This window comes from Ruegeria sp. SAZD013 (assembly GCF_059612525.1).
Genome location: NZ_JBXWQT010000020.1, coordinates 205,396 through 224,932 on the forward strand (window position 1 = coordinate 205,396; position 19,537 = coordinate 224,932).

A 19,537-nucleotide genomic window follows, 5' to 3' on the forward strand; every position below is an offset into this window, starting at 1 on the left:
TGTTATTATTTGTTCGCCGCATTCAGGACGAAGAAGCCGCGCCGAGGTGGCGCGGCCTTTTGTGTTTTGGCTCAGGACGTAAAGCCGAACTTATAAAGCTGCGGCAGGTCAGCGATATGCTTTTCAACACCCACCAAATTGTCGCGATGATGGCGCATCGCAGTCCGCCAATAAGGTTGGATCGTGACACCTTCGTCGATCATGATCGCCTGCAGTTTGGCCATCACTTCGCGACGCTTATCTACGTCCGCGATCGAGTTTGCTTCAGACAACAAGGCGTCGAACTCTGCATTGGCGAAACCTGATTCATTCCAGGCAACACCTGACTTGTAGGCCAGCGCCAGAACCTGGGTGCCCAATGGGCGGTGGTTCCAGTTCGTCGACGAGAAGGCGTATTTCGTCCAGTCGTTCCAGAAAGTTGATCCCGGCAGAACTGTGTGCTTGGCCTTGATGCCAGCGTCGTTCAGTTGCGCTACAACCGCAGCTGTGGTGTTACGACGCCAGTCATCGTCGATCGATTGCACTTCATGCTCAAAGTCACCCATACCCGCTTCGTCCATCAGGGCTTTCGCGCCGGCAGGATCATACGGAATGCGAGTTACGGCCGAGTCATGTTCAGGGTGCATTGGCCCGACGTGGCAGTTGTCAGCCGGAATGCCATAACCCGACATACCCAGTTCCAGACACACTTCGTTGTCCACCGCCATGGCTAAAGCCTGACGAACGCGCTTGTCGCCGTAGATTTTGTTACCGTTTTCGTCCTCCGCCAGCTGGTTCGGTCGGATAACGATGGTGAAGCCCGACGGGATTTCCGAGCGCACAAGCCCAATGCCGTCGAAGATGTCGACGAATTCGCCAACAGACTCCCAGTTCATGTCGATCTCTTCGGCCTCATAAGCCGCAAGGAATGCAGCCGGGTCAGTGCCGTAGTCGATGAACTCGATGCGGTCTATATAGCCGCCTTTGCCGGCCTCATAACCCCACCATTCGAAGCCTTCGTTGCGCACCAGTACGCCTTTGACGCCAACTTCGTGGCTGTCGGGCAGCATGAAGCCTGTGCCGACCGGGTTTGAAAGCATGTCGTTTGCATCAAAGCTGCTATGAACGATAGGAGCGGGATAGTCCGCCATGCCCGGGATGATCGTGATGTCAGGCGCGTTGCACTTCAGTTTGACAGTATGGGAGTCGACAACGGTGATTGCACCGTCCGCAGCTTGCTGAGTGCTTTCGTCGATAAGCGACGCCATACGCGATGCCATCGAGTTGCCTTCCAGACCAGCGTCACACCATCCTGCGATGTTGCGGGCCACGTCTTCGGCTGTGAAATCGTCGCCATTGTTCCACTTTACGCCCTTGCGAACGTTCAATGTGTATTCGGTGGCATCGGCGTTGGCTTCCCAGCTTTCCAGCAGCATCGGCTTGAACGAGCCGTCGTTGTTGTATTCGACGAGGTACTCCAGCCAGCCTGCTGTGAAAGTAGCAATTTGCGTCCAGTCATAAGTCCGCGGATCTTTGAGCGCGCGCACTTCCATCTGATAGCGGATGGTGCCGCCGCGCTGCGGCTCTTGCGCCGCCGCAGGCGACTGCAGACCGATCAATCCATAGGCTGCCGGTACCGCGACACCCAGCGCCGTCGCGCGGGCCAGAAATTCCCGGCGGCTAAGCTTGCCGTCACGGTATTCCTGCGCGTGCATCTCGGCCGCCCAGTGCACCTTGTCTGTGGTGATTGCCGTATTGGTCATAAATGTCTCCCTGTGACATTGATTTTGTTGATTTGTTATTGTTCTAAGCGACACGGGCTTGTCCTGTCGAAAGAAAGAAGGGTTCCGGTTTTTGGACTCTGTGCATCCCCATGCCGCTATTCGGCACCAGAATTCACTTAACGTCAACGTTCGGAATCGACATAAAATGCACAAAAGCGACGTTCCCGCAGTGTTGATACTTTGGCGCGGATTTTGTCATGTGGCGCTTCGTCAGGAGAAATCCTTGCGGAGATTCTGTGTCAAATCACTGATAACAGACGAAAAACTAATTCGTTTCCGTTGATCCGTTTACTTTGGTTGTCAAATCTTGTGTAATGAACAACACTAGATATCACTTTGAGAAATCAACGTGATTCCATGTTTTCATTCTGGCCCGGAACCACGTGCGTTGGCGTTTGGCAAATTGCCTGGTCGAGATTGTGGCCCTTTCACGGGCCTGATCCAAAGTCAGTTTTCCATCCAGATAGGCCATAAGCTCTGGCACACCAATGGCTTTGCAGGCGGGAAGAACGGGGTCGAAACGATCCCGCATGGCGCGAACTTCGTCGATTGCGCCCAGTTCCAGCATCTGGTCAAAACGGCGTTCAATCCGGTTCAGAAGCCACGCTTTGTCGACGTCGAAAACGATTGGAACCACATCTTTCAGCCGTAAGATTGGCGGTGGAGTATCGGCCTGCCAGGACATCAGGCTGCGCCCCGTGGCACGCTGCACTTCCCAAGCGCGCTGCACGCGCGCGCGGTTCTGTATATCCAGACCAGCCAGAGTCTGTTCGTCAACCCCGGCAACAAGATCAGCAAGGGTCAGTAAGTCTGCTTCGGCCCGCACCTGCACTGGGGTAGCAGGGATCTCGGCCATGCCTTCGGTCAGGGCCGTGAAATACAATCCTGTGCCGCCGACGATGATTGGCCGCTGGCTCCCGGTCAGCAGTGGCACCACTTCACGCAGCCAGTGACCGGCTGAATAATCCTGATCATAGGCGATGTGACCATAGAGCAGATGCGGTGTGCGTTCTTCTTCTTCGGCAGATGGTCGGGCCGAAATCACGCGCCAACAATCATAAACCTGACTTGCATCGGCATTGACGATGACCCCGCCATGGCGTTCGGCGATCTCCAGTGCCAGCGCTGATTTCCCGGATGCTGTGGGCCCTGCAATCAGGACAGGCTTGTCATCGGGAATAGGGGGCAATTGCCGAAATATCGCGTCTGTTGATCGCCGGGTCATATGCGGTTGCCTCAATCCTCACCAACCGCATTGAACCTGCGGAGCTTTTGCTTCATTTTGCGCCGGAAATTAACCCCGTGCCAGCCCGGAGCGCAACATGAGCCTTTCCCCGTCTTCTGAAACTGCCGAAACCCCGAAAACCACATACAAACGTGTCATGTTGAAAATTTCAGGAGAGGCATTGATGGGGGATCAGGGCTTTGGCCTGCACCCTCCAACCGTTCAGCGCATCGCGCAAGAGGTGAAATCGGTTCACGATCTGGGTGTTGAGATCTGCATGGTTATCGGTGGCGGAAACATTTTCCGGGGCCTGAGTGGGTCTGCTCAGGGTATGGAGCGGACCACAGCAGACTATATGGGGATGTTGGCCACGGTGATGAACGCACTGGGTATGCAGTCAGCCCTGGAAGAGATTGGGGTGTTCACGCGGGTTATCTCGGCCATTCGGATGGATGAGGTGTGCGAGCCCTATATCCGCCGTCGTGCCGTGCGGCACCTTGAAAAGAAAAGGGTGTGCATCTTTGCTGCCGGAACCGGTAACCCGTATTTCACCACCGACACCGCGGCGACATTGCGCGCCAATGAAATGGCATGCGAGGCGATTTTCATGGGCAAGAACGGTGTCGACGGCGTTTACGACAAGGATCCCAAGCAACATGCCGACGCGGTGCGCTATGACACGGTCACCTATGACGACGTTCTGGCCAAGCGCTTGCGGGTCATGGATGCGTCGGCCATCGCGCTGGCGCGTGACAACAACCTGCCTCTGATCGTCTTCGGTCTGGATGAGCCCGGTGGTTTCCGTGGTATTCTTGCAGGCGAGGGGACGTATACCAAGGTTCAGGGTTGAGGCCCGAACGAGACTTGGCCCAGAGTATGAGCAACTCAGCCCTGGCAGTCCCGCCGGGGCTTTTTCTTTTGCTTCAGCTTGACGGTCGCGGATGGCGCTGTCTAAGTAACGGTGTCCTTCTGCGGTGAAGGGCTGCCCGGTGTTTCGTCAGTCCATGACGCAAGCACAGGCTGGGCTGGAAGACCTGCCATGATTTCTGAGATGTCCGGAAACATGAGCGGGCATCTTGTTGATATGACAGCACAACTAAGGAGCAATGAGGCATGAGCTCTCTGGATATCAATTTCGTTCGGGCACAGTTTCCGGCTTTTTCCGAACCCAGCCTGAAAGGACAGGCGTTTTTTGAGAACGCGGGCGGGTCTTATACCTGCAAGCCGGTGATCGACCGTCTGACTCGGTTCTATACACAGCGAAAGGTTCAGCCCTACGCCCCGTACGAGGCCAGCCGTCTTGCAGGCGCAGAGATGGATGAGGCACGCACGCGCATGGCCGCCATACTGGGTGTTGAAACCGATGAGCTGAGCTTTGGCCCATCGACAACTCAAAACACCTATGTTTTGGCGCAGGCATTCCGGCAGTGGATGAAACCTGGCGAGGCGATTGTCGTGACCAATCAGGATCACGAGGCAAATTCGGGCCCTTGGCGCCGTCTGGCCGAGGCAGGGATTGAGGTGCGGGAGTGGCAGATCGATCCGGAGACCGGATCACTGAACCCGCAGGATCTGGAAAACATGTTGGACGAAAAAGTGCGTCTGGTCTGTTTCCCGCATTGTTCCAATGTCGTGGGAGAAATTAACCCGGTCACCGAGATCACTGCGATTGCCCACGCTGCAGGCGCATTTGTCTGTGTGGACGGCGTATCTTATGCCCCACATGGTTTTCCGAATATTGGCGATCTGGGACCGGATATCTATCTGTTTTCGGCCTATAAAACTTACGGCCCTCATCAAGGCTGCATGGTCATTCGCCGAACATTAGGAGAGTTGTTGCCCAACCAGGCGCATTATTTCAACGCCGATGTTCTGTATAAACGCTTTACCCCGGCGGGCCCGGATCATGCCCAGATTGCGGCAAGTGCAGGTATGGCCGATTACGTCGAGCTCCTGTGTGCTCATCACGGCGGGCCTGACATGGACGCGGCAGAGCAGGGTGCCTTTGCCCATGATCTGATGAGAGCGCATGAGGTGTCCTTATTGCAACCGGTTCTGGATGCGGTAAAGGATCGCAATGCGGTGCGTCTGATCGGCACATCAGACGCCACCCGGCGCGCGCCGACCGTTGCGCTGTCGTTGAACCGCCCGGCTGAACCTGTTGCAGCGGAACTGGCGCAATACGGCGTTATGGCCGGAGGCGGCGACTTTTATGCTGTGCGCCCCTTGAAAGCGATGGGAGTAGATCCGGCACAGGGCGTTTTGCGGGTCAGCTTTACGCATTATACCTCGCAGCAGGAGGTTGATCAGCTTTTGGAGGCGCTTGAACGCGTTTTGTAATCCACTTTCCGCCGGGATTCGTAGAATGAAGAAAACCACAGGGCGGATATGGAAAACGAGCATTCTCCGATCATCTTATGGTTCCGACGGGATCTGCGCCTGTCGGACCATCCGGCATTAACTGCAGCTGTCTCAAGCGGTCGTCCGATCATACCAGTTTTTGTTCATGACCCTCTTGTGCGACACCTTGGCGCGGCCCCGAAATGGCGGTTGGGGCTGGGTCTGGAGGTCTTTAGCGACGCTCTGACGAGGCTGGGTAGCCGACTGATCCTGCGGCGTGGAGATGCGCTTGAGCATTTGCAGACACTTGTTAAAGAGACGGGCGCAAAGGCTGTTTTTTGGTCGCGGGCCTATGATCCGGCGTCGATCACACGCGATACACAGATCAAAACGGCTCTGACCGAACTGGGGGTATGCGCAAAGTCTTTTTCCGGTCATTTGCTTTTTGAGCCCTGGACGGTATCAACAAAACAGGGCCAGCCGTTTCGTGTCTACACCCCTATGTGGCGCGCGGTTCAGCGGCGGGACGTGCCCGCGCCGGATGCGTTGGTGTCACGCTTGGCAGCGCCAGCGACTTGGCCTTCCAGTGACAGACTTAACACCTGGCAGATGGGTGCGGACATGAATCGGGGTGCTGCAATCGTGCGTCCCCATGTCCAACCCGGCGAGCAGGCCGCCCGCGATCGCCTTGAGCACTTTCTCGACCATGTCCCCCGTTATTCCACTGACCGTGACCGATTGGATTTGGAAGGAACATCAAACCTGTCAGAATACCTTTCATTGGGCGAGATCGGGCCACGTACAGTCTGGCACAGGGTTCAACAGGCTGCGATGATGGGAACCCCCGGCACTGAGGCATTTCTGCGGCAGATGGTCTGGCGTGAGTTTGCCTATCACCTGATGTATCACTCACCGCATCTGCTGACCGAAAACTGGAAAGCGGAATGGGATGATTTCCCCTGGAACGTCGATCCGCACCATCCTGAAGTTGCCGCCTGGAGGCAGGCCCGAACCGGAATTCCTGTCGTCGATGCTGGCCTGCGACAGATGTATGTGACAGGCCGTATGCATAATCGGGCCCGGATGATTGTTGCCAGCTACCTGACCAAACATCTGATGACACACTGGAAAATCGGGATGAGTTGGTTCGAGGATTGCCTGATTGACTGGGACCCGGCCTGTAACACCATGGGCTGGCAGTGGGTTGCTGGGTCAGGCCCCGACGCGGCACCTTTCTTTCGCATATTCAACCCTCAAACGCAGGCGGAAAAGTTTGATCCGCAGGGGTCTTACCTGCGGCGCTGGATCGCCGAAGGCCAGACGAAACCCAGTGACATTGCGCTTTCTTATTTTGCTGCGGTTCCCCGGTCATGGAACCTGTGTCCGCAGGCGGATTATCCCGAACCTGTCGTGAAACTGGCGGACGGTCGAAACCGCGCCTTGCGTGCGTATGAAAGCCGAAAATCCCACTAAGGAACTGAAAACTTGCCAGAAACAAAATCGCGCCCTAGCCTGATAACTGTACCGCAGAGGGGAGAGCGGATGGTGCTGACGACGACAGAGGGGCAGTCGGATCTGCCCAGGTATTTCGCCCAGGTCTTCAAGATGCTGACCCGAATGGAGTCGGGGCGGTTGGACATTACATTGCCCGATGGCCGCACTTTTCGCGCTGAAGGGCCCAAGGCAGGGCCCGTCGCCCAGATCGACATTCACAACGGAGATGTTTTTGCCCGCCTGATCCGCGAAGGCGAACTGGGTTTTTCTGATGCCTACCTTGAGGGACATTGGAGCACGCCAGACCTCCGCTCATTCATGGATCTGGTCCATTTGGGGTCTGAGACCGTCTATGACGGATTTACTGGGAAATTTATTGTTCAGGCCTATGAACGGCTGCGGTTCTGGCTTCACCGTAATAACAGGACGCAGGCGAAGAAGAATATCTCGTACCACTATGATCTAGGTAACGACTTCTACGGTTTGTGGCTGGATGACACGATGACCTATTCCAGTGCCATTTTTGAGACCGGGCAAGAAAGTCTGGAGAAGGCGCAAACTGCCAAATACGCCAGCCTTGTCGATGAGATGGGGGCCAAACCCGGCGACCACATTCTGGAAATCGGATGCGGATGGGGCGGTTTTGCCGAATATGCCGCGAAAGAACGGGGCCTGCATGTAACCGGCCTTACGATCAGTGAGGAACAATTTAAATATGCGAAAGAGCGTATTGAAAAAGCAGGGCTTTCGGATCAAGTGACGTTCAAGTTGCAGGACTATCGCGACGAGCGTGGACAATATGATGGCATCGCCTCAATCGAGATGTTCGAGGCGGTGGGCCAAAAATACTGGCCGGTTTATTTTGAAACCGTTCGTGAGAGACTGAAGCCGGGGGCACAAGCGACCTTGCAAATCATAACGGTGGGTGACCACCGCTGGGATTACTACAAGAACGGTGTAGATTTCATTCAGAAATACATCTTTCCGGGCGGAATGCTCCCATCACCTTCGATCCTGCGGCAGCAGATCAATCAGGCCGGTCTGAATGTGGTGAAGTCGAAAGAATTCGGCAAAAGTTATGATCTGACACTGCGGAGATGGTATGAAACGTTCAACGCAAAATGGGAACAGATCGCAGATTTGGGGTTTGATGAGCGTTTTCGCCGCATGTGGAATTATTATTTGACTGCCTGTGGCGCAGCCTTTGACACGCGCAATTGCGATGTGACACAGATCACCGTAGTAAAGCAAGTTAACTGACGGACCGTTATATGCCCACTGCCTCGCGTCTCGTAGCCGCCATTTGCCTCATCGTGCTGGCCTTCATTGTCTCTGGCATGATCATCGAAAACGGTGAAGAAGGTAAGGATTATGGGTACTTTACCGTGGTCAACATGGCCCTTGGTGCGGTTTGCGGGTGGGGCATCATGGGTAAGCGGGCCGGGCGCGGTTGGACTGCTGCGATCAACAATGGGCTGACTGGTGTCGCCTCGATGATTTTCTGGGCGCTGTTCGTGCAGGGCTGTTATGAAATGTTCCGGCTTGCCATGCGCAATCGTTACGGTGGCCCGTTCGAGGCCATACTGGCCATTTTCAAAATCGGGATTGAGTACAGTAAGCTGCTGATTTATCCGGAAATCCTGATTGCATTCCTGATTGGTGCCGTTGTCTCGGGGCTGGCCACAGAACAGGCCAACCGTTCGTGGCGCTGATCCGTTTCCTTACAAGAGAGATCGAATTTGTCTGATTTGTTTTTTTATGGAACGCTGCGGCACTTGCCGTTGTTGGAACGCGTTCTTGGTCATCCTCTGAGCGAAAGCAAAGCACGGCCTGCCCGACTTCGAGGCCATGCTGTCCATTCTGTCCAGGGGCAGGATTTCCCGATGATCCTGGAAACGGAAGGCGCCAGTGCCGAAGGGTTGCTCGTGCAGGACTTGTCGCCTGAGGATCTGGCCAGGCTGGATTATTACGAAGGGTCTTTCGACTATGATCTGAAGCCTTTGAAAGTCGAATTAGAAGACGGGACCGAGGCCGAAGCGCAGGTCTTTTTTCCGGCACCCGATGCATGGAGACCGGGTGATTTGTGGTCGCTTCAGAACTGGGCGGACAGATTGGGCGAACTCACAACGCTCGCAGCTGAGGAAGAGATGGCCTATTTCGGGAAGGTCGCCCCCCGGGTCATGGCCCGCAGTATTCGCGCCACGCAAACGCGTGCCTGGTCGAAGATTATGGCCGGGCAGCGGCGAACCGGTGATCCGCGGGACATTGCAAAAGACGTGATCGTGCATCGCCATGACCGGGTGTATCTCGATTATTTCGGGATGGAGGAAATCGATCTGCAACACCGGCGGCATGACGGCAGCATGGGTCCGGTGCTGCGCCGTGGAAGCTTGTTGCAGGGCAGTGCGGTCGGCGTTCTGCCCTATGATCCGGTCCGTGATACCGTTTTGATCGTGGAACAGTTCAGACCGCCGGTTTTCCTGAACAAAGATCCGGAACCCTGGCTTTGGGAAGCGGTGGCCGGGATGATTGATCCGGGCGAGACACCCGAACAGGCCGCGCATCGCGAGGCGATGGAGGAGGCGGGTATTCGTTTTGACAGGCTGGAATATGCCGGCGGGGCCTATACCTCGAGCGGATCTTCCACCGGGTTCATGTATCTTTATGTTGGCCTGGGTGAGTTGACACACACCACAATCACTGGCGGCCTGGACACAGAAGGTGAAGACATCCGTAGTCAAATCTTGCCGTTCGATGAATTCATAGACTTGACGGATCGTCATGTTTTCAAGGATCTACAATTGGTGTCTCTGGCTTATTGGCTGGCCCGCCATCGGGACAGATTGCGCGGGTGACTATCCCGCTTGTGGTCGCGGCGGTGCGGCTGTAAATCTTCGATGGTACAAAACGACAAGGGGCCATCATGCGCATTGCACGAGATCTTGCTGACGCAGTAGGAAAAACACCGTTGATCCGGCTGCGCCGCATCAGTGAAGAAACTGGTTGCGAAATTCTCGGCAAAGCCGAATTCATGAACCCCGGTCAATCGGTCAAGGACCGTGCTGCACTCTATATTATCCGTGATGCCATTGCGCGGGGCGATTTGAAGCCCGGCGGCACCATTGTGGAAGGCACCGCAGGCAATACTGGTATTGGCCTGGCGCTGGTGGGTGCGTCAATGGGGTTCAAGACCGTGATTGTGATCCCGGAGACCCAGTCGGAAGAAAAGAAAGACATGCTGCGGCTGGCAGGTGCACAACTGGTTCAAGTTCCGGCCGCACCTTATCGCAACCCCAATAATTTCGTGCATTATTCCCGCCGTCTGGCCGAGGAATTGGCGCAGACGGAACCTAATGGGGCGATCTGGGCCAACCAGTTTGACAACGTGGCGAACCGTCAGGCCCATGTTGAAACCACAGGGCCCGAAATCTGGGAACAAACAGCAGGTAAGGTCGACGGGTTTATCTGTGCTGTCGGGTCGGGCGGTACGTTGGCCGGGGTTGCCGAAGCGTTGCAGCCCAAGGGTGTGAAAATCGGTCTGGCCGATCCTATGGGTGCGGGTCTCTACTCTTACTACACCACCGGTGAAATCGCGATGGAGGGCGGATCGATTGCCGAAGGTATCGGACAGGTGCGGATAACAAAGAACCTGGAAGGGTTCACGCCGGATCATTCCTATCAGATCACTGACACCGAGGCGTTGCCCTATATCTTTGACCTGCTCCGTGAAGAGGGGCTGGTTATGGGCGGGTCAACCGCGATCAACATGGCGGGCGCCGTGCGTCTGGCCAAGGAAATGGGGCCGGGCCACACGATTGTGACTGTCCTTTGCGACTATGGCACGCGGTATCAGTCCAAGCTGTTCAACCCGGATTTCCTGCGCGAGAAAGAATTGCCGGTGCCGGATTGGATGACTGAAGCACCGCGCAGCATTCCCGGCGTTTTCGAGGACGAGTGATGCCTGGGCACGTTCGCCTGTTTCTGACACTGGTATTCCTGTGTCTTGTCGGGCTCGCAGGCGGTGCTGTCGCGCAGCTGACCGACAGGCAAAGTGAGTATTACCGGGGCTGGATAAAAACGGCTGACCGTGCCGAGTCCGTGATTGAAGCGAACCGTGCGTCAAACGCTGCGTTTGAGAATTTACGTTCTGAAATAAACGGTTACCGAGAGGACTTTAACAAGGCACGCAGCGCCAACACAGACCGTATCGCAACGCTGGAAAGCCAGATCAAGGCGCTTGGTCCGAAACCCGAAGGGGACGCGGCCGAACCTGAAGACATCGCTAAATTGCGAACTCATCTTAATGAGCAGCTCAACAGTTTGCGGGTGCCGCGCATCATTTCCGAAGAAGCTTATACCCGCGCAAATGGATTGATCAGTGAAATCGATCGGATCATCCGGACGCGGCAGACAAAACAATTCTTTGAGCGCGGGCCGTCACCGATCAACCCCGTATATTGGGGACCTGCATGGCAAGACGTAAAAGAGGCGCTTCAGAGCCTGACAAATGAAACAATTACCAACCTGCGTTCGGACGTAGTGAAAGAACGTATCCGTGATCGTGGCTTGGGAATCCTGTTTCTGGTGATCCTGGCCGCGGTTTTACTGATCTTCGGCAAACGTTGGTCCGAGCGGGGCGGCGACTATCTGAGGTTGCTGGGCGGAGCGGGCACTGGTGTTTGGTCCTTCATCATTTCTCTGTTGCGGATTCTGTTGCCATGGATCGGTGTCGTTGCCGCCATCGCCGCGATCAGTCTTTCGGGTATTCCGGGTCTGCGGGGCAGTTTGTTGCTGGAAAAAATCCCCTACTGGGCGGCAATTGCCTTCTTCTACGACTGGATTGGCCGACAGATTTACGTGATTGGCGCTTCACAAGGATTCAAGCGCCTGTCTGCTGCTCGGATTACCGAATTGCGGATATACATTGATCTGTTGGCTTTGATGTTGATCCTGCACGAACTGGCGCTTCTGTTTCAGCAGATCGAAAACGTCTCGGATGCGACCCGTGCGGTTATTAGCTTTCCCGTGATCGTCGGAACGGCATTGCTTTTGCTCCGCGTGCGGCAGACCCGAACGAACGACCGCCTGCTGGACCAGACGGCGTCTACGCGGGCCGCCGGATTCAGCCAGTTGTTGGAATTCCTGCGCAAGGCCATGTTCCTGCTGGGGATTGCAACACCCGTTCTGGCAATCGCCGGGTATACCAATGCGGCCGAAGCGATCGTGTTTCCGGCGGTAAAAACGCTGGTTCTGATTGCCGCACTGGCAATTTTTCAACGGTTCGTCAGTCAGATATACGGATGGATCACAGGGCAGGGCGACGCTGCGCGCGACTCTCTTTTTTCAGTCTTGGTGGGCTTTGCACTGGCCATCGTCGCGCTGCCTGTTCTGGCAATATACTGGGGTGCGCGTGAAACGGACCTGCTAGAGGTGTGGTCACGTCTGCTGCTTGGCTTTGACATCGGCGGTGTCATGATCTCGCCCAGCAATTTCCTGACATTTATCGCTGTATTCGCAATCGGATATACGCTGACACGGTTGTTGCAAAGCGGGTTGCGCAACTCGCTGTTGCCCAAAACCAGCATCGATCCGGGCGGGCAGAATGCGATTGTCGCTGGCTCGGGGTATATCGGGATCTTTCTGGCTGCGTTGGCTGCGATCATGGTCGCGGGGTTCGACCTGTCATCGCTGGCAATTGTTGCTGGTGCACTGTCTGTCGGTATTGGCTTTGGCCTGCAGACGATTGTGTCCAACTTTGTGTCCGGCATCATCCTTCTGGTGGAACGGCCAATCTCCAAGGGTGACTGGATTGATGTGAACGGGATGATGGGCTACGTGCGTGACATTTCCGTCCGCTCGACCCGTATCGAGACGTTCGACAGATCGGATGTGATCATTCCCAACTCGGACCTGATCAGCGGTGTTGTCACCAACTATACGCGTGGCAATACAATCGGCAGGGTGATTGTTCCGGTCGGCGTCGCATATGGCACTGATACGCGTCTGGTCGAGACCATCCTGAGTGAGGTTGCGAACAACCACCCGATGGTTTTGGCCAACCCGGCACCCAGTGTGGTGTTTCAGGGGTTTGGAGCGGATGCATTGGATTTTGAAATCAGGGCGATCCTGCGGGATGTGAACTGGGTTCTGTCCGTCAAATCCGACATGAACCACGAAATCAACCGACGCTTCCTTGAAGCAGGCATCGAGGTGCCGTTTGCACAGCGTGATATCTGGTTGCGTAATCCCGAAGCTTTGCAGACCTCAAACAAGGTGAAAGCGGCTGGTTCTGCGTCCAAACAGAAGGCAGATGAGTCGACGACAAGAGAGCCAGTTGAACTGACCGAATCTGATCTGGACCCCGACGCTGGCGATGAATTCTGACGACCTGTCCGAAAGCTGAAGGGTAGCCTTTCCGGTGGTTTGGCGCACCGGAAAGGCGACCGGATTTAATTGATCTTTCCCGTGATTTCGCCGAATTGGGGCCTTGCAAATTCCATGACATTGGTCCAAACATCGCCGGCACGGAGAGGTGGCCGAGTGGTCGAAGGCGCACGCCTGGAAAGTGTGTAGGCGGGGAACCGTCTCCAGGGTTCGAATCCCTGTCTCTCCGCCATTGCCCCTTTTTACAGAGAACTATGTCTGCCCCGGCGTCTTGGCTGTGCAACGCAGTTTCGTGAACCACGCCAGATTTCCGAAAGCCCAGGATCGTGTACCCTGGTCGCTATTGCTTTCCCTTAAAAGAATACCCGGTAAACCGGAAAATAAAAAACACCATAAACATTAACAAAAATATCAATTTGATATAGAGTTATAGTGTTTTTGTTCTGTATCGCTTGGGTTTTCGTGTGACACAAACGCTTTATGACAAATACGGTGGCTTCAAAACGATCAGCCGTGTCGTGATGACCTTCTATGAAATGGCGTTGGATTCGGATGATATCGGCCATTATTTTGAAGATATCGACATGCCTCGGCTGATTGATCATCAGACGAAATTCGTATCGTCCCTGATTGGCGGACCGGCGTCATTCAGTGATGACAGGATCGAAGCCGTTCACAGGCATCTGGGTATTTCACACGACGAATTTGATGTGATGGCTGAGCTGTTTGGCGAAGCGCTGAGCGTGCATGGTATGTCCGATCAGGATATCAAAACCGCGCTGGCTGCAATTGAAGGGAAGCGTTCAATTATCGTCGCCCGAAACGCGGCATGAGCATTCATGCGATAAACGAACAGCTGTTACGCGCCATCGGTGTCGGCATTGCCGTGGTGCGCGCCTCGGATCTTCAGTTCGTGTTTCATAACGGACCTTTCGCAGAGTGGTTTGGAACCCCCGAGAACGGCAGTACTCTTACGGACATTCTGCCTGCCCTTGATCCCAAAGAACTGGAAGACGTCAAGCAATCGGGCCTGAGATATTCGGTTGAGTTGCAGATCAAACCAAAGCGGCGGACCTTGATCTTTGCGGTCGCAGTTTCGTTGGCAAGCGGATTGTCCGAGCAGGTTCTGATTGTCGAATGCCAGAACATCACGCGCATTCGCGAGCTGGAAAGCATGATCGACAGCTATTCCACCATGGTCGAACGCAACACACGAGAACTGGAACGCGAAAAAGAACGGGTTGAACGCCTGCTTCTGAACCTGATGCCACGGGCTGTTTATGAAGAGTTCAAAACCTTCGGTGTCGTCACTCCGCAGCTCTACAAGCAGGTGTCTGTGGTCATGCTGGACTTTGTGGGTTTCACCGATTTCGCGGCCAAGACCGACCCGACAGTGACCCTGAGTGAGTTGAACGACATTTTCACGGCGTTTGACAGGATCGTTGAACAATTCGGGTGTGAAAGGATCAAAACAATAGGTGACGCATATCTTGCGGTCTCAGGCATGCCTGACCCGACACCCGATCATGCGACTGCAGTGGCCCATTGCGCGGTACGTTTCCTGCGTTATCTCGAACGCCGTAACGAAAGCCATCCGCACAAATGGCAGGCCCGGATCGGTTTGGGCATGGGGGCCGCAGTCGGGTCTGTCGTGGGCATTCAGAAATACGTCTACGACGTTTTCGGTCCGGCGGTAAATATCGCGTCCCGACTGCAAATTTTCGCCAATCCTATGAAAATAGTTGCGCCGGAAGAGATGAAATACGCCCTGATTGATGAGTTTCAGGTCTCGGACCTGGGACGTGTCGACATAAAGGGAATGGGCGAGATGAATCTTATCAACGTTACGTCCGGGCTGAGCTTACCGCAAAGCAGTCGAACTTTTTGAAAGGTGTCAGTCGTCCTGCGGGATCAGACCCAGCCCTCGCAGATAGATACCAATGCCGCTTTCCAGCAGGTCTTCCGGGGGGAAGGGAGACGTCGCCCCGGTATTGCGCGCGTATAATTCGACCACGCCATGGCTCATCGCCCAGATGTGCGCGCTGAACATCGACGCGGGCGGGCGCTTTTCTGGTGGAATATGTTGCGACAAGTCAGCGGCTGCTTTCTCGAGAACCGATTTGGCCCGATTGGCGGCCATGGATAATTCTGGGGTGCGATTCAACGAAATTCCGCTTTCAAACATGGCGATGTAGTGGCCGGGGTTCTTCCGGGCAAAAGCCAGATAGGCCCGCCCGGTTGCCTCGAAGGCGGATAGGGCAGAGGGTTGGCCTGTGTCATAAGCGTATTGCATCAGGTCCGCGAACATCTCGAATCCCTGCCGTGCGGCTTCGGCGATAAGGTCTTCGCGCCCTTCAAAATGGCGATAGACTGCGGCTGGTGTTACGCCAGCGGTTTTGGCGGCTTCAGATAACGTAAAACCTGTCGGCCCCTTTTCTTCGATCAGGGACAAGGCTGCCTCGATCAGAGCTTGCTTTAGGTTTCCGTGATGATAACCGCGTTTCGACATCCCGGCCTCAGGTTCTTCGATTAGGTATTGGAAGACAAGGGGATAGACCAAATACACCCGGTCGTCCAACACTTGCCCTTGAAAGCCTTGGCCGGGCAGGGCGAAAACGCAACCTACGCTTCCCAGACATCCGGACCACCGCAGATCAGGGGATCAATGTCACCAATGCTTTTTGCGTCCTTCTCATCATAGTCCAGCGTGTGCAGGACCGATTGAATTGCTGCAAGACGGGCGCGTTTCTTGTCGTCGGACCGGACTATTGTCCAAGGAGATATGTCTGAGTGTGACCGGGTAAGAGTTTCCGAAATCGACTGTGTGTATTCGTCCCACTTGTCCAACCCTGCCACGTCAATCGGGCTGAGTTTCCATTGCTTTAACGGGTCGGTTTCACGGGCCAGAAAACGGTTCAGTTGCTCAGCGCGCCCGACATTGAGCCAGAACTTGAAGAGTTTGATGCCATCATTGACCAGACCCGTTTCAAGCGGCAGAACCTGACGAAAGAACCGCTCGCGCTCTTCCCGGGTGCAGAAACCAAAGACGTTTTCGACCACGCCGCGATTGTACCAGCTGCGGTCAAAGAACACGATCTCGCCGGCTGCAGGCAGGTGCGGGATGTAGCGCTGAAAGTACCATTGACTGCGTTCAGTTTCCGAGGGTTTGCTGAGCGCCACATTGCGCGCTCCGCGCGGGTTCAGGTTTTCGCGAAACCGTTTGATCGTTCCGCCCTTACCGGCAGCATCGCGGCCTTCGAAGATGATGGCGATCCGTTGCGCCGTGTCCTTGACCCAAGACTGCATTTTGACCAGCTCGATCTGGAGCAGTTCCATCTGCTCATCATAGTCCTTGGGTTTCATCTTCTCGCTATATGGGTAGGTCGGGTTCAGGATATCGCCTTTCTTCGAATTCTCGATCTCATCCCGCACAGCTTTGGGCGCGCTATCCTGAAAATACTTCTCGATAGAACCTTTTTCGGTCCGAGCCATATGTCACCTCGCGATAAAACCCATATCCGACTATGGATTAGAGCTTGGATTAACGCAAACCTGCACGCTGCACTGCACGATCAATTGCGGCAGCAACCTCGGGCGCTGCGACAACCTGCGGCATGTGACCGATCCCCGGTAACGCGACCAGTTCGGCCTGCGGGATTTGCTGGATCAGACGTTGCGAATGCCATTCAAGGCCGACAGTGTCGTCGGCGGTGCCGTGAACGATTTCGGTTGGCACTGAAATCTCACCGTATCGCGGCTGCAATTGGGTTATCTCATCCAATAGGTTGGCCCGTTGCTTGGCATTTGCATGCATGGAACTGCGCCGGATGGTCAGGCCGGGCCCAAAATGTTCAGCATATCCAGCGGGGGCCGATTGGGGCGCAAATACACTGTCCAATGCCCGTGTTACGTACCAATCGGGCACAAAGGAAGAAATCAGAGGCAGGGCGAGCGTATTGCCGAGCGTGGTAGACGCTAATTGGTTAAACCCATCCAGCGGCGTTTCCCACGGAATGGCGGCGGGTGCGATCAGAACAAGTGCTGAGAGGTCGTCGGTCCTGGTGACCGCCCATGCAAGCGCCACTGAACCACCATAGCTTTGGCCCGCCACGACAGGCTTGTCCGCCCCAAGCTGGGCAGCAGCTTTTTGCAGGATATCCGCTTGTTCCGTGATCGTTTCACCGTCTGGGTTGAAACTTTCTGAAAACCCCAGGCCGGGCCGGTCAAAAACGATGACGCGGTAGTTTTCCGCCAGAATAGGTGCCAGCGCAAAGGTCATGTCGCGGGTGTTGCCGCTTGAGCCGTGAAGAAGGACAACATCCGGCCCATTCCCTATGACAACCGCATGAACCGCGATTCCGTCGACATCAAGAATCTGGCCTTCGGGTGGGAAAGCCGCTTCTGCATGTGCTTCATTCCGGGCGCTGCGCCACGCAGTCACAGCGACAAGGCCCAGAATGATGAGGCTAAAGGATATCAAGGTTTTAGTGGCCAATTTTGCTCATATCAAAAGGCGTCGTCTGATAGATTTCGTTTATCCAGTTTCCGTAAAGAAGATGCGCGTGACTGCGCCAACGGTTTTGAGGTGTCTTGGATGGGTCATCATCCGGATAATAGTTGATCGGCACGTTGATGGGCGTGTTATTGGCGACGTCGCGGTCATACTCCTGTTTCAGCGTGTCGCTGTCATACTCAAAATGATTGAAGATATACAGCGCGCGGTGGCTGGGATCTTCGACCAGACAAGGGCCCACATCATCGCTGCCCAGCAGGGTCGTCAAACCCTGCGCGGCGTCGATCTCATCTTGTTTCATTTCCGTCCAGCGGCTGACCGGGATAACGCAATCGTCAGAGAACCCACGTAAAAAAGGTGATGCAGGGTTCAGATTGCGGTGGCGGAAACAGCCAAAGGCCTTGGCATCCAGCATGTGCTTTCGAACACCATGAAAATGGTTGATCATCGCCATCCCTCCCCAGCAAACACCAAAGGTTGAATGAACGTTGGTTTGGGTCCAGTCGAAGATTTCGCTGATTTCATCCCAATAGGTGACATCACCGAATTCCAGATGCTCGATCGGCGCGCCAGTAATGATCAGGCCGTCAAATTTCTGGTCCTTGACCTCCTGAAAAGGCTGATAGAACTCGGACATATGCTCGGCGGCAGTGGTTTTTGTCTGATGTTCCGTCATACGGATCAATGACAGTTCGATCTGCAACGGGGTTGCACCGATCAGGCGCGCAAACTGGTTTTCCGTCTGGATCTTCTTCGGCATCAGATTTAGCAGCCCGATGCGCAGGGGGCGAATATCCTGACGCATTGCCTGATCCTCGGACATGACCATAACGCCCTCTTTGTTCAGGACGTCAAAGGCGGGCAGATCAGAGGGAATTTTGATGGGCATGTGTCTGACTTCGAAGAGATTAGGGAAAACTGGTAGTTAGGCGTTATTGCGTCTGGCCTCAAGGGTGCGTTCGATCAACTCATCGAAATCGGCCGCATCGCGGATTTTGCCGATGTCGTTGGCATCAATCGTCACGCCCCAGTTCTTTGCCATCGCCTCGTATCGGGGCTGACGATGGGCCAGGGCTTGCGCATAGGTCCAGCGGACAAAATCATCGGGGTTGACCTCGGCCTCTGCACAGCCGTGTTGATCCAGATACTCGGTCCAGGAACGTGTCAGGAAATCAGCCTGATAGGACATGGGTTTTGGGGCCTTGTCGAAACGGCGCACAAGGTCGGCTGTGTGACCCTCGTCACCCTTCAGCCAGATCATGAGGGTGTGCCGCGCGAGTTCGGACAAAACCTGATCCCTTGGGTCTTCGGGATCTACCCACTCGCAGATGGATCCGCCCGTATCGCAGATAAAGTGAGGATATTTGTACAGACGCTCGGCGCGGTCGATGAAGTATTCGGTGTCCAGCAGCGCATGAATTTCGGCCAAGCGAAACTGTTCCTGCCTGCGGCGGTACTCCGGCATGTCCAAGCCGCCCAGATCGGGGTTTCCCGGCTTGCCCAGATAAGCGGCAACAGGTGTCAGGTTGGCGAATGAAATATTCGAACCGATATAGATCGAATCCGACAACAGCAGTTCACGCAAGAACGGAACTTTCATGGCCTCGGCCTTGGCATTGTCGGTGATGTACTCGCCCATATAGCGCGTGCCAATCCGGTAATCGATCGAGTAGTGGAACCAGTTCCCAGAATCTCTGAGGATGTTGGATACATAGGTCTTGCCCAACCCCGACATGCCAAAGAACAGCACTTTCTTTCGGCTTGCCGTGCGCCAGTCATTGGCTGAGGTGTAGATCATTTTGCGCTGTCCTTTTTTGC

The 19,537-nt window shown here is 55.1% G+C and carries 17 protein-coding genes and 1 tRNA gene; 11 read left to right on the forward strand and 7 right to left on the reverse strand.

Annotated features, from left to right (window positions below; translation table 11 throughout):
* Positions 1-71 precede the first annotated feature (71 nt).
* Both AC2FLU_RS07230 and miaA read right to left on the reverse strand, forming a co-directional pair.
* Positions 72-1,742, reverse strand: coding sequence for an ABC transporter substrate-binding protein (locus AC2FLU_RS07230; RefSeq protein ID WP_480472425.1), 1,671 nt, complete (start codon positions 1,740-1,742; stop codon positions 72-74).
* A gap of 352 nt (positions 1,743-2,094) precedes the next feature.
* Entirely contained in the window at positions 2,095-2,988 is an 894-nt protein-coding gene (gene miaA, locus AC2FLU_RS07235) for a tRNA (adenosine(37)-N6)-dimethylallyltransferase MiaA (protein WP_496808563.1), read from the reverse strand.
* 97 nt (positions 2,989-3,085) lie between these two features.
* Here miaA and pyrH point away from each other — a divergent pair, with 97 nt between their 5' ends.
* The 11 genes from pyrH to AC2FLU_RS07290 all read left to right on the forward strand — a co-directional run bounded on the left by pyrH (position 3,086) and on the right by AC2FLU_RS07290 (position 15,094).
* Positions 3,086-3,838, forward strand: coding sequence for a UMP kinase (gene pyrH / locus AC2FLU_RS07240; RefSeq protein WP_209504110.1), 753 nt, complete (start codon positions 3,086-3,088; stop codon positions 3,836-3,838).
* Positions 3,839-4,101: 263 nt separating this feature from the next.
* Positions 4,102-5,328: an aminotransferase class V-fold PLP-dependent enzyme gene (locus tag AC2FLU_RS07245; RefSeq protein WP_496808562.1), complete on the forward strand. Its 1,227-nt coding sequence runs from the start codon at positions 4,102-4,104 to the stop codon at positions 5,326-5,328.
* Positions 5,329-5,376: 48 nt separating this feature from the next.
* The gene (locus AC2FLU_RS07250) at positions 5,377-6,801 is read left to right on the forward strand and encodes a cryptochrome/photolyase family protein (protein ID WP_496808561.1); all 1,425 of its coding nucleotides are present in this window, start codon (positions 5,377-5,379) and stop codon (positions 6,799-6,801) included.
* 69 nt (positions 6,802-6,870) lie between these two features.
* Entirely contained in the window at positions 6,871-8,082 is a 1,212-nt protein-coding gene (locus AC2FLU_RS07255) for a class I SAM-dependent methyltransferase (RefSeq protein WP_480472431.1), read from the forward strand.
* Between the two features lie 11 nt (positions 8,083-8,093).
* Positions 8,094-8,534, forward strand: coding sequence for a TrgA family protein (locus tag AC2FLU_RS07260; RefSeq protein ID WP_480493323.1), 441 nt, complete (start codon positions 8,094-8,096; stop codon positions 8,532-8,534).
* 36 nt (positions 8,535-8,570) lie between these two features.
* Positions 8,571-9,677 carry an NUDIX domain-containing protein gene (locus AC2FLU_RS07265; protein ID WP_496811984.1) on the forward strand — a complete coding sequence of 369 codons (1,107 nt, stop codon included), beginning with the start codon at positions 8,571-8,573 and terminating at the stop codon, positions 9,675-9,677.
* A gap of 68 nt (positions 9,678-9,745) precedes the next feature.
* The gene (locus AC2FLU_RS07270) at positions 9,746-10,780 is read left to right on the forward strand and encodes a cysteine synthase A (protein ID WP_496808559.1); all 1,035 of its coding nucleotides are present in this window, start codon (positions 9,746-9,748) and stop codon (positions 10,778-10,780) included.
* Positions 10,780-13,206: a DUF3772 domain-containing protein gene (locus AC2FLU_RS07275; protein WP_480553344.1), complete on the forward strand. Its 2,427-nt coding sequence runs from the start codon at positions 10,780-10,782 to the stop codon at positions 13,204-13,206. The genes AC2FLU_RS07270 and AC2FLU_RS07275 overlap by 1 nt, the downstream gene beginning before the upstream one ends.
* Before the next feature lie 142 nt (positions 13,207-13,348).
* A tRNA-Ser gene (locus AC2FLU_RS07280) sits at positions 13,349-13,438 on the forward strand.
* Positions 13,439-13,670: 232 nt separating this feature from the next.
* Complete coding sequence (locus AC2FLU_RS07285) at positions 13,671-14,039, forward strand: group I truncated hemoglobin (RefSeq protein ID WP_480493317.1); 369 nt, start codon at positions 13,671-13,673, stop codon at positions 14,037-14,039.
* Entirely contained in the window at positions 14,036-15,094 is a 1,059-nt protein-coding gene (locus AC2FLU_RS07290) for an adenylate/guanylate cyclase domain-containing protein (protein WP_480472441.1), read from the forward strand. The genes AC2FLU_RS07285 and AC2FLU_RS07290 overlap by 4 nt, the downstream gene beginning before the upstream one ends.
* Before the next feature lie 6 nt (positions 15,095-15,100).
* Here the strand turns inward: AC2FLU_RS07290 and AC2FLU_RS07295 are convergent, their stop codons facing one another.
* From AC2FLU_RS07295 to AC2FLU_RS07315, 5 genes are all read right to left on the reverse strand, one after another.
* Positions 15,101-15,715 carry a TetR/AcrR family transcriptional regulator gene (locus AC2FLU_RS07295; RefSeq protein ID WP_480476721.1) on the reverse strand — a complete coding sequence of 205 codons (615 nt, stop codon included), beginning with the start codon at positions 15,713-15,715 and terminating at the stop codon, positions 15,101-15,103.
* 113 nt (positions 15,716-15,828) lie between these two features.
* Positions 15,829-16,698 (reverse strand): polyphosphate kinase 2, encoded by an 870-nt coding sequence (ppk2, locus tag AC2FLU_RS07300; RefSeq protein WP_480553346.1) that lies wholly within the window; start codon positions 16,696-16,698, stop codon positions 15,829-15,831.
* Between the two features lie 49 nt (positions 16,699-16,747).
* On the reverse strand, positions 16,748-17,701 hold the full coding sequence (locus AC2FLU_RS07305) for an alpha/beta fold hydrolase (protein WP_480516814.1): 954 nt from the start codon (positions 17,699-17,701) through the stop codon (positions 16,748-16,750).
* Complete coding sequence (metA, locus tag AC2FLU_RS07310) at positions 17,691-18,608, reverse strand: homoserine O-acetyltransferase MetA (RefSeq protein ID WP_480516816.1); 918 nt, start codon at positions 18,606-18,608, stop codon at positions 17,691-17,693. The genes AC2FLU_RS07305 and metA overlap by 11 nt, the downstream gene beginning before the upstream one ends.
* Positions 18,609-18,644: 36 nt before the next feature.
* Entirely contained in the window at positions 18,645-19,517 is an 873-nt protein-coding gene (locus AC2FLU_RS07315) for an ATPase (RefSeq protein ID WP_480516818.1), read from the reverse strand.
* Positions 19,518-19,537: the final 20 nt, after the last annotated feature.

Bases quoted from the DNA above. Each gene is read 5' to 3' on its own strand.
- AC2FLU_RS07245 (WP_496808562.1), top strand. From the start codon at position 4,102: ATGAGCTCTCTGGATATCAATTTCGTTCGGGCACAGTTTCCGGCTTTT.
- AC2FLU_RS07230 (WP_480472425.1), bottom strand. From the start codon at position 1,742: ATGACCAATACGGCAATCACCACAGACAAGGTGCACTGGGCGGCCGAG.
- AC2FLU_RS07290 (WP_480472441.1), top strand. From the start codon at position 14,036: ATGAGCATTCATGCGATAAACGAACAGCTGTTACGCGCCATCGGTGTC.
- ppk2 (WP_480553346.1), bottom strand. From the start codon at position 16,698: ATGGCTCGGACCGAAAAAGGTTCTATCGAGAAGTATTTTCAGGATAGC.
- AC2FLU_RS07255 (WP_480472431.1), top strand. From the start codon at position 6,871: ATGGTGCTGACGACGACAGAGGGGCAGTCGGATCTGCCCAGGTATTTC.
- pyrH (WP_209504110.1), top strand. From the start codon at position 3,086: ATGAGCCTTTCCCCGTCTTCTGAAACTGCCGAAACCCCGAAAACCACA.
- metA (WP_480516816.1), bottom strand. From the start codon at position 18,608: ATGCCCATCAAAATTCCCTCTGATCTGCCCGCCTTTGACGTCCTGAAC.
- AC2FLU_RS07275 (WP_480553344.1), top strand. From the start codon at position 10,780: ATGCCTGGGCACGTTCGCCTGTTTCTGACACTGGTATTCCTGTGTCTT.
- AC2FLU_RS07250 (WP_496808561.1), top strand. From the start codon at position 5,377: ATGGAAAACGAGCATTCTCCGATCATCTTATGGTTCCGACGGGATCTG.
- miaA (WP_496808563.1), bottom strand. From the start codon at position 2,988: ATGACCCGGCGATCAACAGACGCGATATTTCGGCAATTGCCCCCTATT.
- AC2FLU_RS07295 (WP_480476721.1), bottom strand. From the start codon at position 15,715: ATGTCGAAACGCGGTTATCATCACGGAAACCTAAAGCAAGCTCTGATC.
- AC2FLU_RS07260 (WP_480493323.1), top strand. From the start codon at position 8,094: ATGCCCACTGCCTCGCGTCTCGTAGCCGCCATTTGCCTCATCGTGCTG.
- AC2FLU_RS07270 (WP_496808559.1), top strand. From the start codon at position 9,746: ATGCGCATTGCACGAGATCTTGCTGACGCAGTAGGAAAAACACCGTTG.
- AC2FLU_RS07315 (WP_480516818.1), bottom strand. From the start codon at position 19,517: ATGATCTACACCTCAGCCAATGACTGGCGCACGGCAAGCCGAAAGAAA.